The organism is Bradyrhizobium sp. WSM471 (genome assembly GCF_000244915.1).
GTDB lineage: Bacteria > Pseudomonadota > Alphaproteobacteria > Rhizobiales > Xanthobacteraceae > Bradyrhizobium.
This window is the reverse complement of the sequence record NZ_CM001442.1, coordinates 2,732,186-2,746,377: the sequence shown is the minus strand read 5'-3', so window position 1 is coordinate 2,746,377 and position 14,192 is coordinate 2,732,186. Positions and strand designations below refer to the sequence as shown.

The following is a 14,192-nucleotide window of genomic DNA, read 5'->3' as shown; positions in this document are numbered from 1 at the left end:
CGCGATTGCTGGACGTGCCGAGCGCCCGTTGATCAGCGCTAAAGAATCACCTCCCCCGCAAAGAAGGCGAGGAGCACGAACACCAGAAAAATCGCAACGGCCGCGAAAAACAGCCACTTGGCGATGGTGGATGCACCAGCGGCGATTCCGCTGAACCCGAGCAATCCGGCTACGATCGATATCACAAAGAAGATCAACGCCCACTTCAGCATGCCAAGCTCCTACGGCCCTCTTTACAGTCGAGGTATGCACAAGTCCGGTTCGGAAGCACACCCACTTCGAAGGTGCTCCCGGGCTTGCCTAGCGACAATCGTTCTGGGCATTCGGCGTTCCGATCAGAACGTTTTATGCCCGGCAGAAGGTCGGCGCGCCTGCGTACGCGCTACGTCAGACGCCAAGCCACAACGCTATGGGCCCCTGTCGCGGCAATTACGGACCAACGCCATACCAGTCCCGCGGCGAGCCGTGCACAAGCGCATGCCAACACAAGCGATCAACCACGTCACGAATTGGAATCGGCTTTTCAACCACGTACCGGGCAAATCGGCTGGGTATGACTTCGCGGCTGTATCCCGTGTAGATCAGGAAGGGGATGCTTGTGTTCAGGAGGAGATCTGCGAATTCGAACGAGGCCCGCCCGTGCAGGTCGACGTCAAGAAGCGCCGCATCGATAGCTGCGCTCGCAGCTGCATGGAAAGCTGGGCTTAGCTCTGCAAACGGGCCGATTGGTTGATGACCGCTGCGCCGGATCTCCACCGCGAGATCGTCGGCGATGAAGTATTCGTCTTCGATTATGACTATTCGCATTGGGACTCCAATGACCTTGCGGCAAGCCCTACGAGTCTTCGCCTATCGTATGGATGATGCCGCGGTGATCAACCCGGAGCCGGATTGCAGAACGCATAAGTTGGTCCGCTGCCGCACGGGGCCAGTGGTGCTTTGACCGGAGCCTTGCTGCTGCAGGAAGCAGGTGCTCCCGGCGGGGGTACACATATGTACCAACTGTCTCTGCAACGGCACCGCAGCTCGCGCATTTTCTTCAGGTAACGAAAACCGCGGAGATGAGTTTATGAAAGCAAACAGATGGTACGTTGCCGTCGCCGTATTGGCACTCGCAATTCCGGTCGGAACTACTGCGCAAGCCGCACCGATGTTGGCCGCGAGCGGGATGACCAAAAATGACGCAAGGCTGGTGGAAGTTCAATGGAGGCATGACCGCCACCATGGTTGGCATCGTCATCACTGGCGTGACGGATACCGCCGCTATAGCCGCGGCTGGGGTCCAGCGTTGGGTGGCTTCGTGGCAGGTGCGGCGATTGGAAGCGCCGTCGCCAACAGCCGGGCGCAAGCTGCCGAGAACAACGCCTACTGCTCCCAGCGATACAAGTCGTACGACCCGAGCTCCGGGACTTACATGGGATACGACGGCATACGGCATCCATGTCCCTGACCTAGACCGCGTTCTACCGGCGCCAACCGTTAGGAACGCCTACTACTTTTGAAACTCGAGCAAAGGAAATCTAAACATGAAAGCGACCTCATTCTTGGCGGCGGCAGCTCTTGTCGGCGCATCATCGGTTGCGATGGCGCAAGGCGCTCCGCAAGCTACCGGTCCCGTGGACCATAGCGCCGTGCAGAGCTCGAGCCGCAATCAGTCGGCCGACCAACGCGCTGAAAACAGCATGACAAACAAGGGGGGCAACAAGGCAGACGCGGTCCAGTCCGACCCTGGTCAGGCGAGCACTCGGCAACAGATGGTCAACGACCTGCAACAGGCAGGTTTCACCGACGTCAAGGTACGGCCGCAGTCGTTCCTGGTGGAGGCCAGGGATCGATCAGGAAATCCGGTGACAATGTTCGTTGGTCCAAATACGTTTGCCGAGGTGAAAACGGTCGGCGCTAACGCGCAGAAGTCGTCTACGAATTCAAACTCATCCAGCAACAGCGCTAACGCAACTTCGGATCGCCTGGGCGGAGCCTTCACATCGGTGCCGCCGAAGGACGGCCTGAGCTCGCAGTTGATGGGTCTGCAGGTGTACAACAACGCCAAACAGGACATTGGCACGATCAAGGACGTCGCGCTGAACGAGAACGGCATCGACGGCTATGTCCTCTCGGTGGGAGGGTTCCTGGGCCTTGGCGACCACTACGTCGCAGTGCGGCCTTCGGCAATCAATCTGAAGTTCGATCATGCGGCCAACAAGTGGACCGCGACCATGGACACGACGGCCGACCAGTTGAAGTCGGCGCCTGAATTCAAGTACCCCAGCAACGGGTAATCTTCTGAGGTGGAGCGGTTGGGCGGAACCGCTCCACCTCCCGGATGTTGGTTCCAGGTTCGATGTGGTTATGCGGCTCAAAATATGCTCGCCCGCGCTGAAAAACTGCTGGCTGACCTTGGCGAGACATTCTGGCTGGTGCCTATGGTCATGGTGCTTTGCAGCCTGATCGGCGCCTTCACCCTCGTTCATATCGACCAGAGCAACACGGTCTACCTCTCCAATCTACAGAGTTGGACGTACGACGGCGGCGCGACCGGCGCTCGCACCCTGCTCGGCACCGTAGCCGGCGCGACGATCGGTGTCGCGGGAACCGTGTTCTCGATCACCATTGCCGCGTTGTCTCTCGCTGCAGGTCAGATGGGGCCGAGACTGCTGCGCAATTTCACTCGCGATCGCGGCAATCAACTCACGCTGGGGATGCTGCTCGGCACCTTCTGTTACGCTCTCGTCGTGCTGAGAAGCATCCGGACAGAGCCCGAGGGGGGCTTCGTCCCTCATCTATCATTAAGCGTTGGAATTCTGCTCGCATTGGCTTGCGTGGCGACGCTCGTCTACTTCGTCGGTCACGTCGCCGGCCGGATCAACGTTGAAACTGTCGTCGAACTCGTCAGTGAAGACCTCCGCAGCGCTACACGCCAGCTAACGGTCCAGGATCCGCAGCCGAAGCCTCCGCCGGGCGAGTACTGGATCGGCTCCCTGCCTCTGAAGGACTCGCGGCGCGGTTATCTGCAGCATCTGGACGAAGAGGGCCTGGCCACCTGGGCGGCCAAGCATAGAGCCACCATTCGGCTGTTGATCGGCCCCGGCGACTATGTTTTTCCGGGGGCGACCGTCGCTCTGGTTAATCCTCCCGTCGACGGTGCCGAAGCGGCTATCCGGAATGCGACGGCGCTGGGCGCAACAAGCAGCATCGCTTCCGATCTGCGCTTTGCCGTTCGCCAACTCGTCGAAGTCGCGGTGAGGGCACTTTCGCCCGGCATCAACGATCCACACACCGCGCTCTCGGTCCTGGATCGACTGGGTGCGGCGCTCTGCGATCTCGTACCCCTGCATCTGCCATCAGGAGTGTCGATCAGAGGAAGTCAGCCGGTGCTGGTGGTGCCGCATGTGCAATACGATCAACTGCTCGGGACGATGTTTCATATGATCCGGCAAAGCGCAGGCGCCCAGCCTGCAATTTCGATCCGAATGATTGAGGTGATGACACAAGTCGCAAGCTCCGAGCGCGACCCCACCCGGCTCGCGGCGCTCTCCCACCACGCCGACCTCGTCCTTGCAGACGCTCGTCGCCTGATTGCCGCTCGCAGCGACAGGGAGGATGTCGAACGCCGACATCAGCTGTTTACTCTGATGGTCCGGGCAGGTCCGATGGGGCAATTCACCGAACAGATCTTGCCTCTGCCGGGTGACGATGAGCCGCCAAAGGCTATCGCTGAGACAGTCTCCTTCCGATCTCAGCGTTAAGTTCGGCGCCCGCCAGGACGGAATAGGCGGCGACCCAGAGCCATATCATCAACACGGCAACTGCGCCGAGCGATCCGCAGGTCTTTGTGATAGGCAGCGAACACATACGTTGAGAATGCGTATGACCCCGAAATCAAGATAGCCGAGCAGAAACGAATTGCCCATCTGTTCGGGCTGCTGAGGGTCGCTTGAGCTCATCGCCTCCCCGAGCCAACGGCGCTCCGTGGTCCGGAAGCGTACGTGCAAATGCAGGAACCAAAGCGGCGGACGCACTCTTGGATCTGGAGCAAAGTAATCAACAGATGACGAGTAACCGGCATGGCTCAGAGATATCGCGCAGCAGATTGGGCGGCATTCGCTCTCGGAGGAGTCATGGTTCTCATCGGCCTCGTGCTCGGAGCCGGCGGAGCATGGCTGCTTTGGTTGGGGGGCTCCTTCTACTATCTGCCCAGCGGAATCGTCCTGATCCTCTCGGGTCTCCTGTTGGCCCGCCGGCGCGTTGAAGGCGCATGGCTTTACCTTGTTCTCTTCCTGCTCACCCTCGCCTGGGCGTTCTGGGAAGTTGGCGCTAACGGTTGGGCCTTGGTGCCGCGGACCGTCGGACCGGCCATTTTGCTGATCGCTGTCCTGGCGCTCACGCCGCGGCTTCGGCCCATTCGCCACCAGTATGAAGCTGCGGCGACAATCGCTGCGGGGCTTGTACTGCTGGTAGCCACAACTGTGTTGATGTCCGGGGCTTTTCGGCCGGCAAGCGCCGCTCCTCGCGTCATGCCATCTCCGACCGTCGCGATGGCCGACCCTTCCTCTCTCAAGGCAGGCGCAGATTGGCCTGCGTATGGCGGCAGCTACAGTGCGCGCCGCTATTCGCCGCTCGACGAGATCAACTCGACGAACGTCGCCAAGCTCACCAAAGTCTGGACCTTTCACACGGGCGACTTGCCTACCAAGAATACAAAGGGCACATACGGCGCAGAGAACACGCCGCTGAAGGTGGGGGATAACCTCTACGTCTGCACGCCCAAGAACATCGTTATCGCCGTCGACGCCAAGACCGGCAAGCAGATCTGGCGATTTGACCCGCGCGTTCCGGACGAGTTCATTCCGTATACCGCAGCTTGCAGAGGCCTTGCATATTACGAACTCTCCAATGCCGATCAGGGCGCGGCCTGTGCCAGCCGCATCATCGAAGGTACGCTTGACGCACGCCTGATCGCAATCGATGCGATGACCGGCAAGCGCTGCGAGGCATTCGGACATGATGGACAGGTCGACACCGCGAGGGGCATCGGCCGGCACGATCCCGGCATGTTCGCGATTACCTCGGCGCCGACGATCGTTCGCGGCGTCATTGTTGTCGGGCATGAAGTGCTCGATGGGCAAAAGCGGGACGCGCCCTCGGGTGTGATTCAGGGATACGACGCGCAGACGGGGGCGTTGCGTTGGGCCTGGGACATGGTCAAGCCGGATGCAAGCGCGCCGCCGGCGGTTGGACAAACCTATACCAGGGGCACGCCCAACATGTGGACGACCGCCTCCGGCGACGAGGAGCTGGGACTCGTCTATCTGCCGCTTGGGGTTTCGGCCGTGGACTATTGGAGCAGCAGCCGCTCGGACCGCGAGAAGGAGTTCGCGACATCGCTGGTCGCGCTCGATGTCACGACCGGCAAGCCTGCCTGGCATTTCCAGACCGTGCACAATGATGTCTGGGACTACGATCTCGGCTCTCAAGCGACGCTGATCGACTTCCCGACGGACAATGGCGCGCCGGTGCCGGCGCTGGTGTTGCCGAGCAAGCGCGGCGACATTTTCGTGCTCGACCGCCGCACGGGCAAGCCGCTCGTCGGCGTCGAAGAGAGGCCGGTGCCGCAAGGCGGCGTTGAGCCGGCGCAGCGCGCCAAGACGCAGCCATTCTCGCTTTACCACACGCTGCGAAAGGCCGATCTCACCGAGCGCGACATGTGGGGCATGTCGCCCATCGACCAGATGATCTGCCGTATCCAGTTTCGTCAGGCGAGCTATAAGGGCATCTTCACGCCACCCACGGCCAGCCCGCACTGGATTGAATATCCAGGCTATAATGGCGGCTCCGATTGGGGCGGCATCGCCATCGATCCCGTTCGCGACGTCATCGTTGCCAATTACAACGACATGCCGAATTACAATCGGCTGGTGCCGCGCGACGAGGCCAATCGTCTCGGTTGGGCGCCGCGAGACCAGGCGCGCGGCGAAATCGGCGGGCAGGAAGGCGCGGGCGATCCGCAGCTCGGTTCCCCATATGCGATCAACGTCAATGCCGGCTGGCGGCTGCCGGGCACCGGATTGTTGTGCAAGCAGCCGCCCTATGGCGGAATTCGCGCTATCGATCTGAAGACCGGAAGGACGCTGTGGGATCGTCCGTTGGGTGAAGCCCGCACGAACGGCCCGTTCGGGATCCCTTCGATGCTGCCGATCAGGATCGGGACGCCAAATAATGGCGGTGCCGTCGTGACCGCCGGCGGGCTTATCTTCGTCGCAGCGACGACCGACAATCTGATCCGTGCCATCGACATCAAGACCGGAAAAACCGTCTGGAAGGACGTGCTTCCTGCCGGCGGCCAGGCCACGCCGATCACCTATGAGGCTGGCGGCCGCCAGTACCTGGTCATCATGGCCGGCGGTCATCATTTCATGGAGACGCCGATCGGTGATTCCCTGGTGGCGTACGCCTTACCGGCTAAGTAGTGCTACCCTAGTTCACAATCGGCGGCGCTGCAGGGAGGCAGGATTGCGTTTGTTGTGAGCTTTCAGAAAAACGTGGGGACACGCAGCGGCGTTCCGAGCGTGAGAGCCGGCACTTGGAAACGAAAGCGCGCTCTTGGTAGCAACATCCGATTTGTTCGCCGGGGTACTCTATCCTACGATGACGACGTAGTGGACCTGCGCCGGCCCGTCTCCCGAGCAATATGTTGGGATGAAAGCGACGGAGGGCATCGTGCTGTACGACGCGATCTCGTTCGGACCGGACCGAGCTCAGAATCTGTATTTCCAAACGGCCCTGAAAACCTTGGCGGAAATAGGCTGCTTATGAAGCGAACTCAACAGCTTACGTGCTGGCTGGGGCGGGAGGGATCGAACCTCCGAATGGCGGAATCAAAATCCGCTGCCTTACCGCTTGGCTACGCCCCATCAGGCCCTCGGGAACGGCGGCGACAGGAGCGTCCGCGGATTCCCTCGAGTGGTGCCGGTCTATAGGGAGAGACGCGGCATTTCAACCGCCCGGAGGAGCAAAATACCACAGGCGCCGGTGGCGACGCGCCATGCCTGATAGGGCGTTACGCCCGCCGCTTCCGACGGGCGTTCCGCCCCCCTCCTGACAGTTGAGACCTCCCCCATTTCATGGGAATACGGCGGCAAGAACTGTTTCCCCGGGAGTGAGCCATGACCTACCGCGCGCCGATCTCTGACATGCTGCTGTCGCTGAACCACGGCGCCGGCCTGAAGGCTGCCATGGAGGCCGGCCATTACGGCGATTTCGACGGCGATATCGTGAGCGCCGTGCTGGAGGAAGCCGGCAAGTTCGCGACCGACGTGCTGGCGCCGCTGAACAAGGTCGGCGACGAGCACGGCATCAAGCTCAGCGACGGCAAGGTCACGACCGCGCCGGGCTGGCCGGATGCCTATAAGCGCTGGACCGAGGGCGGGTGGAACGCGGTTTCCGGGCCCGAGGATTTTGGCGGTCAGGGCCTGCCGCTAGCGATCAACGCCGCCTGCACCGAGATCTGGAGCGCCGCCAACGTCGCCTTCGGCCTCTGCCCGTTGCTGACGGCATCGGCGATGGAGGCGCTGGACGCGCATGGCAGCGACGCGTTGAAGAAGATCTATCTCGAGAAGCTCGTCTCCGGCGAATGGACCGGCACGATGCAGTTGACCGAGCCGCAGGCCGGCTCCGATGTCGGCGCACTGCGCACCCGCGCCGAGAAGCAGGCCGACGGCACCTATCGCATCAAGGGGACGAAGATCTTCATCACCTATGGCGAGCACGACATGACCGACAACATCGTGCATTTCGTGCTGGCGCGCCTGCCGGACGCGCCCGCCGGCACCAAGGGGATATCGCTGTTCCTGGTGCCCAAATTCATGGTCAACGAAGACGGCTCGCTGGGTGCGCGCAACGACATCTTCGCCTCCGGCGTCGAGCACAAGCTCGGTATGCATGCCTCCCCCACCTGCACCATGACCATGGGGGATCATGGCGGCGCGATCGGCTTCCTGGTCGGCGAAGAGAACCAGGGCATGCGCTGCATGTTCACGATGATGAACCAGGCCCGCCTCGGCGTCGGCCTCGAAGGCGTCGGTGTTGCCGACCGCGCCTATCAGCAGGCCTTGTCGTACGCACAAGAGCGCAAGCAGGGCCGCGCCCTCGGCAAGAAGGGTGACGGCTCCGATGCGATCTTCGTGCATCCCGACGTCAAGCGCATGCTGATGCGGATGCGGGCGCAGACCGCGGCGGCGCGCACCATCTGCTATGCGACCGCGGTGGCGATCGACATCTCGACACGCGCCAGAGATCCGAAGGTCCGCGCCGATGCTGCCGCGCGCGCGGCGCTGTTGACGCCGATGGCCAAGGGCTATTCCACCGATATCGGCAACGAGGTCGCCTATCTCGGCGTGCAGGTGCATGGCGGCATGGGCTTCATCGAGGAGACCGGCGCGGCGCAGCACTATCGCGACGCCCGCATCACCGCGATCTACGAGGGCACCAACGGCATCCAGGCCATCGACCTCGTCACGCGAAAGCTCGCGGCCAACGGCGGCGCGTCGGTGTGGGCGCTGCTCGACGAGCTCTCCGCAATCGTGAAGCAGGTCGAAGCCTCCAACGATCCCGCTTTCGGCACCACCGGCGTGAAACTGCGCGAGGCACTGGAGGCGCTGACGCGCACCAGCAAATGGCTGCTGGAGCGGGTTGCGTCCGCGCCGAACGAGGCGCTTGCCGGAGCAACGCCGTATCTGCAGCAGTTCGGCGCCACGCTCGGCGGCTGCATGCTGGCATCCGAAGCGCTCGCCGCGAAATCCGATGGCATCACGGATGCCGCGCGCTACGTCTCGCTGGCGCGCTTCTTCGCCGAGAACATCGCCGTGCAGGCCGGCGCGCTCGAGCGCACCGTGACGGAGAGCGCGGAGTCGGTCGCTGCTGCGGATGCGGTGCTGTTGGGGTAAGGCCGCATATGCGCGCCACACATTCAGTGTCGTCCGGCGAAGGCCGGGACGACACCAGATTTTTTACTCGCGCCTCCCCGCTCGCAGATCGTAGCGGGAACGGCCAGCCCGGATTGCGCTGCGCTCCATCCGGGCTACGAAGCCGCGAGCTTCGTACGTTTCCCCGGCCGCCATAGTACGACGCTCGCCGCCACTAGGTCGAGCATCACGCACATCGCAAACGCGCTCGTGTAGTCGCCGGTCACGCTGCGCACGAGACCGACGATGCCGGGGCCGAAGGCGCTGACGATGCCGCTGATCGACGTGCCCAGTCCCATCGCGGCGGCGAAGGCGCTCGCGCCGATCTCGCGCTGGATGATCAAGGGCGGAAACGTGATCATGTTGCCGATCGAGAAGCCGTAGACGGCGCAGCACACGAGCAGCACGGTCGGGTTCGTGCTTTGCAGAAGCACGAACAGCGCCGCCGCCTGGCTGGTCATCGATGCCGCGCAGGCGAGCCGCGGATCGAGCCGGTCCACGAACAGGCCGAGCGACAGGCGCCCGACCACCGCCATCGCCGCCATGATGGTGACGGCAAGACCCGCACTGGCGCGGCCGATCAGCGGTTCGAGGAACGTCACCTGGTGGATGATGAATCCCATCTGCGCCAGCAGCGCGACCGCGATCGGCAGCACCATGGTCCAGAACGCCGAATTGGCGAGCAGCGTCTTGCGCGAGTGAACCGCAGGCACGGCGGTGCCGCCATCGAATGAATCCCCGCCCGGCGTTGGCGGCATTTCCGTCGGCCAGCCGGTGAAGATGACCACCACCGGCAGCACCAGCACCACCATCGCCAGCGTGGCCGCCAGCATCGCGGAACGAAAGCCGATGCTGCCGCTCAGCGACAGCAGCAGCGGCACGAGCACGATGCCGCCGCAGGTCGCGCCATTGTAGGCGAGGCTGAGCGCGAGCCCGCGGCGCCGTTCGAACCAGGAGTTCAGCACGGTCGCGATCACCACCGTGCCCATGCCGGTCCAGCCGACCGACATCAGCGCATAGGCGAGATAGAGCTGCCAGGGCGTCTGCAGCAGCGCCAGCAGCACCGTCGAAGCGCCGAGCGCCGAGAGGCCGCACAGGATCAGCGACCGCAGCCCGATGCGGGCGAGCAGATCGTCGGTGAAGATGACGAGCACGGCGGTCAGGAGAAAGGAGAAGGTGCTGGCCGCGGAAACCAGCGTACCCGGCCAGCCATGGGCGCGCTGGAGTTCGGCGAGATAGACGCCCTGACCGTACAGGCCGAAGCCGAACATGAAGAAGGCCATCAGGAAGCAGGCCAGCACGACGCGCCAGCCGCGATAGTGCAGCGAGGATTCGTCAACACGCGTGGCGGCAATCATCAATCGGGCAATCGGGCAATCGGGCAATCGGCCAAATGGAACGGCGCGAGACGATCGTGCACCACAACCAGGGGTTTTTCAATCGAAAATGGGTAGCTAATTATTGCAACGCGTAACACAGCAGCGGCCGATGCGCCCGTCCCATGCGAATTCGGTCCCCAAAAGCTCGAGCGAGCGCATTGGCACGCCTGCAAGATGATGTAGGCTGACGTTTCGCGAGTCTAGCCAATGTCAGTATCGCGGCGACTGCAGGGGCCCCTCATGCCGAATGGCAACATCATCGTCACCGAAGAGCGCGGAACGCGCGTGATCACCCTGCGCCGTCCGAGCAAGAAGAACGCGATCACGCAGGACATGTATCGGGAGATGAGCCGCGCGATCGACACCGCGCAGAACAATCCCGACATCCGCTGCATGATCATCACTGGCGGCTCCGGCGTGTTCACCGCCGGCGACGACATCGACGATTTCATGCACGCCGACACATCGCGCCCCGAGACGCTGTCCGACGGCGCCAAGTTTCTCTATTCGCTCGCCCTCAACGCCAAGCCGGTGATCGCGGCCGTGGACGGCGCGTCGATCGGAATGGGCACCGTGATGCTGTTCCATTGCGACTATGTGCTGGCCTCGAACGCGGCGACCTTCTCCGCGCCCTACATCCATCTCGGGCTCGTGCCGGTCGGTGCGTCCAGCCTCTTGATGCCGAACACGATGGGCTACCAGCGCGCCTTCGCCATGCTGGTGATGGGACGGACTTTTACGGCCGCGGAAGCGCATGCCGCAGGCTTCGTCAACACCGTGGTCTCGCCGGGTCATACCGAGGTCGAGGCGCGCAAGGTGGCGCGCGATATCTGCAGGCTCCCCGCCGAAGCGGTCGCGACCTCGCGCAAACTGCTGCGCGTCGCATCCGAGGAACTCACCCGCCGCATCGACCAGGAGGCCCATCTGTTCGGCGAGCGGTTGAAGTCGGAAGAAGCCACCGCCGCGTTCAACGCGTTTATGAACAGGAAGAAGAAAAAATAGGCTGTCGTCCGGCGCATCGCCGCGGAATGACGGCGAGAACTTTCGTGAAATCTTCGCGCGGAGCGACTAGTCTGGTTCCATGCGACATGTTCTCCGCCTGACCGTCTTCGCGCTTGCGCTCGCCGCCCTGCCCGCGTCCGCCCAAACCGCCGCACCCGTCGAGCTGCGCATCCTCGCGATCAATGATTTCCACGGCAATCTGCGCTCGCCACCTGGCGGCATCCGGATCAGCGATCCCGAGGACAGGTCCAGGAAGGTGATGGTGGCGGCCGGCGGTGCCGAATACATGGCGACGCTGGTGAAGCAGCTGCGCGAGGGCCACAAGAACACGATCTTCGTCGCCGCCGGCGACCTGATCGGCGCGAGCCCGTTCCTGTCGGCGATGTTCCACGACGAGCCTTCGATCGAGTCGCTCTCGATGATGGGGCTCGCGATCACCTCGGTCGGCAATCACGAATTCGACGAGGGCAAGACCGAGCTCCTGCGGATGCAGAACGGGGGCTGTCATCCGGTCGACGGCTGCCAGGGGCCCCATCCCTTCCAGGGCGCCAAATTCCATTATCTCGCGGCGTCCACCATCGAGACCGCGACCGGCAGGAGCGTGCTGCCGCCTTACGAGATCAGGGAATTCGAGGGCATCCCCATCGCCTTCATCGGGCTGACCTTGAAGGAGACCGCGGGCATCGTATCGCCCGCGGGCATCACCGGCCTCGAATTCCGCGACGAAGCCGAGACGGTAAACGCGCTGGTGCCGCAGCTGAAGGCGCGCGGGGTCGAGGCGATCGTGGTGCTGATCCACCAGGGCGGCGAGCCGGCCGGCGACTACAATGAATGCCCTGCCGTCACGGGGCCGATCGTCGACATCGTGAAAAAATTCGATCGCGCCGTCGACGTCGTCGTCAGCGGCCACACCCATCGTGCTTATGTCTGCGATATTGACGGGCGGCTCGTCACCAGCGGCGACAAATACGGTACCCTGGTCACCGCGATCGACCTCAAGCTCGATCCGGCAACGCGCGACGTCGTCCGCGCCAGGGCCGAGAACGTCCTCGTCGCCAATGCCTCGCTGCCTAGGGATCCCGAGCAGACCGCACTGATCGATACCTACGACAAGCTTTCGGCGCCGATCGCCAATCGCCCGGCTGGATCGGTGACGCAGACGCTGTCACGCGTGCCGAACGAGGCCGGCGAAAGCCCGCTCGGCGACGTCATTGCGGACGCGCAGCTCGCCGCGACCAGGGATGCCAAGGACGGCAGCGCCGTCATCGCGCTCACCAATCCCGGCGGCATCCGCACCGACATCGTTCCAAAGGAGAACGGCGCGATCACCTTCGGCGACGTTTTCGCCAGCCAGCCGTTCCGCAACCGGCTCGTCACCATGACGCTCACGGGCAGCCAGCTCAAGGACATGCTGGAGCAGCAATGGCTCGACCCGAAGCGGCCGCGGATTCTCCAGGTCTCGAACGGGTTCAGTTACGCCTGGGATGCGGCGAAGCCATTCGGCGAGCGCGTGATCACCGAGAAGATGACGCTCAATGGCAGACTGGTCGAAGCCGGAAGCGGCTACCGCGTCACCCTCAACGATTACCTCGCAGTCGGTGGCGACGGCTTTACGGTCGCCAAACAAGGCACGGGGCCGCAATATGGCGGCTACGACGCTGACGCGCTGTTCGCGTTTTTCAGGGCGCACGGACCGATCGGGCCGCTGCCGCTGAGCCGCATCCTGCGCGTGAATTGATCCGGATCAAACGGGCCGGTCCGGGACCACCCTTTGCCATTCCCGGGGGAACGCATAGATTGGGTTTTGTATTTGCGTTTTGGCGCCGGATGCGCCAAGCGACGTCGAGAGCCCGCATTCCATGAGGCCGAACTGATGAGTACGCTTCTCCTCTCCCACAAGGCCTGCCTCGACCACGTCACGCCGCCGGGACACCCTGAAAGGCCGGACCGCCTGCGCGCGGTGGAGGAGGCGCTGTCGCATGAGCGCTTCCAGTTCCTGGTGCGTGACCAGGCGCCGGAGGGCGATCTCGACCTCGTCACGCTCTGCCACAACGAGCACTACGTCACGGAGCTGCGCCACATCGCGCCGACCAGCGGCCTGGTTTATATTGATGGCGACACCTCGATGTCGCCGGGCACATGGGAAGCGGTGATGCGCGGCGTCGGCGGCGCGGTCGCGGCGACCGAAGCGGTGATGGCGGGCGAGCATCGCAACGCCTTCGTCGCGGTGCGCCCGCCCGGCCACCACGCCGAGATCGGCAAGCCGATGGGCTTCTGTTTCTTCGACAACGTCGCCATCGCCGCGCGCCACGCGCAGCGCAAATACGGCATCAAGCGCGCGGCCATCGTCGATTTCGACGTGCATCACGGCAACGGCACGCAGGACATCTTCTGGTCGGACCCGACCGTGATGTATTGCTCGACGCACCAGATGCCGCTGTTTCCGGGCACCGGCGCCAAGAGCGAGCGCGGCGACCACGACACCATCGTCAACGCGCCGCTCGCCTCCGAGGACGGCGGGCCGGAATTCCGCATCGCGTTCGAGAATTTGATCCTGCCGCAGCTCGAAAAATTCAGCCCGGAGCTGCTCGTCATCTCTGCCGGCTTCGACGCGCATTATCGCGATCCGCTGGCGTCGCTGAATTTGCGCGCGGAGGATTATGCCTGGGTGACGCGCAAGCTGATGGACCTCGCCGACAAGACCGCCGGGGGGCGCGTTGTTTCTGTGCTCGAGGGCGGCTACGACCTGCAAGGATTGAAAGAATCTGTTACGGCGCATGTCGGCGCCCTGATGGGCGCCTGACACACCCGCCACATTGCGCCCGCAAAACTTTGCTTTCTCCGAGGTGAA

General features: G+C 63.2%; 12 protein-coding genes and 1 tRNA gene. 8 read left to right on the top strand and 5 right to left on the bottom strand.

The genetic code is table 11. From position 1 onward, the window contains the following. Positions 1-38 precede the first annotated feature (38 nt). Positions 39-212 carry a DUF1328 domain-containing protein gene (locus BRA471DRAFT_RS36815; protein ID WP_007607434.1) on the bottom strand — a complete coding sequence of 58 codons (174 nt, stop codon included), beginning with the start codon at positions 210-212 and terminating at the stop codon, positions 39-41. Between the two features lie 217 nt (positions 213-429). Continuing rightward, on the bottom strand, positions 430-807 hold the full coding sequence (locus BRA471DRAFT_RS11905; RefSeq protein ID WP_007607432.1) for a response regulator: 378 nt from the start codon (positions 805-807) through the stop codon (positions 430-432). A 262-nt stretch (positions 808-1,069) separates the two neighbouring features. Here BRA471DRAFT_RS11905 and BRA471DRAFT_RS36810 point away from each other — a divergent pair, with 262 nt between their 5' ends. From BRA471DRAFT_RS36810 to BRA471DRAFT_RS11895, 3 genes are all read left to right on the top strand, one after another. Further along, the gene (locus tag BRA471DRAFT_RS36810; protein ID WP_007607430.1) at positions 1,070-1,450 is read left to right on the top strand and encodes a BA14K family protein; all 381 of its coding nucleotides are present in this window, start codon (positions 1,070-1,072) and stop codon (positions 1,448-1,450) included. Between the two features lie 76 nt (positions 1,451-1,526). Next, entirely contained in the window at positions 1,527-2,279 is a 753-nt protein-coding gene (locus BRA471DRAFT_RS35775) for a PRC-barrel domain-containing protein (protein WP_007607425.1), read from the top strand. A gap of 84 nt (positions 2,280-2,363) precedes the next feature. Further along, complete coding sequence (locus BRA471DRAFT_RS11895) at positions 2,364-3,746, top strand: DUF2254 domain-containing protein (RefSeq protein ID WP_007607422.1); 1,383 nt, start codon at positions 2,364-2,366, stop codon at positions 3,744-3,746. On the opposite strand, the gene BRA471DRAFT_RS39705 is transcribed toward BRA471DRAFT_RS11895, so the two are convergent. Next, the gene (locus BRA471DRAFT_RS39705; protein ID WP_231171150.1) at positions 3,709-3,795 is read right to left on the bottom strand and encodes a hypothetical protein; all 87 of its coding nucleotides are present in this window, start codon (positions 3,793-3,795) and stop codon (positions 3,709-3,711) included. The two genes, BRA471DRAFT_RS11895 and BRA471DRAFT_RS39705, sit on opposite strands and share 38 nt — an antisense overlap. Before the next feature lie 269 nt (positions 3,796-4,064). On the opposite strand from BRA471DRAFT_RS39705, the gene BRA471DRAFT_RS11890 reads away from it, so the two are divergent. Continuing rightward, positions 4,065-6,467: a membrane-bound PQQ-dependent dehydrogenase, glucose/quinate/shikimate family gene (locus BRA471DRAFT_RS11890; protein WP_035973877.1), complete on the top strand. Its 2,403-nt coding sequence runs from the start codon at positions 4,065-4,067 to the stop codon at positions 6,465-6,467. Positions 6,468-6,836: 369 nt separating this feature from the next. Here BRA471DRAFT_RS11890 and BRA471DRAFT_RS11885 read toward each other — a convergent pair. Continuing rightward, a tRNA-Gln gene (locus tag BRA471DRAFT_RS11885) sits at positions 6,837-6,911 on the bottom strand. Positions 6,912-7,163: 252 nt separating this feature from the next. Here BRA471DRAFT_RS11885 and BRA471DRAFT_RS11880 point away from each other — a divergent pair. Further along, on the top strand, positions 7,164-8,942 hold the full coding sequence (locus BRA471DRAFT_RS11880; protein WP_007607419.1) for an acyl-CoA dehydrogenase: 1,779 nt from the start codon (positions 7,164-7,166) through the stop codon (positions 8,940-8,942). A gap of 134 nt (positions 8,943-9,076) precedes the next feature. Here the strand turns inward: BRA471DRAFT_RS11880 and BRA471DRAFT_RS11875 are convergent, their stop codons facing one another. After that, positions 9,077-10,318, bottom strand: a complete 1,242-nt coding sequence (locus BRA471DRAFT_RS11875) for an MFS transporter (RefSeq protein ID WP_007607418.1) — start codon at positions 10,316-10,318, stop codon at positions 9,077-9,079. Positions 10,319-10,579: 261 nt separating this feature from the next. Between BRA471DRAFT_RS11875 and BRA471DRAFT_RS11870 the strand changes: the two genes are divergently transcribed. The 3 genes from BRA471DRAFT_RS11870 (at position 10,580) to BRA471DRAFT_RS11860 (ending at position 14,144) form a co-directional block, all read left to right on the top strand. Then, complete coding sequence (locus BRA471DRAFT_RS11870; RefSeq protein ID WP_007607416.1) at positions 10,580-11,341, top strand: enoyl-CoA hydratase-related protein; 762 nt, start codon at positions 10,580-10,582, stop codon at positions 11,339-11,341. 79 nt (positions 11,342-11,420) lie between these two features. Then, complete coding sequence (locus BRA471DRAFT_RS11865) at positions 11,421-13,079, top strand: bifunctional UDP-sugar hydrolase/5'-nucleotidase (protein WP_007607414.1); 1,659 nt, start codon at positions 11,421-11,423, stop codon at positions 13,077-13,079. A 135-nt stretch (positions 13,080-13,214) separates the two neighbouring features. Next, positions 13,215-14,144, top strand: coding sequence for a histone deacetylase family protein (locus BRA471DRAFT_RS11860; RefSeq protein WP_007607412.1), 930 nt, complete (start codon positions 13,215-13,217; stop codon positions 14,142-14,144). Positions 14,145-14,192 lie beyond the last annotated feature (48 nt).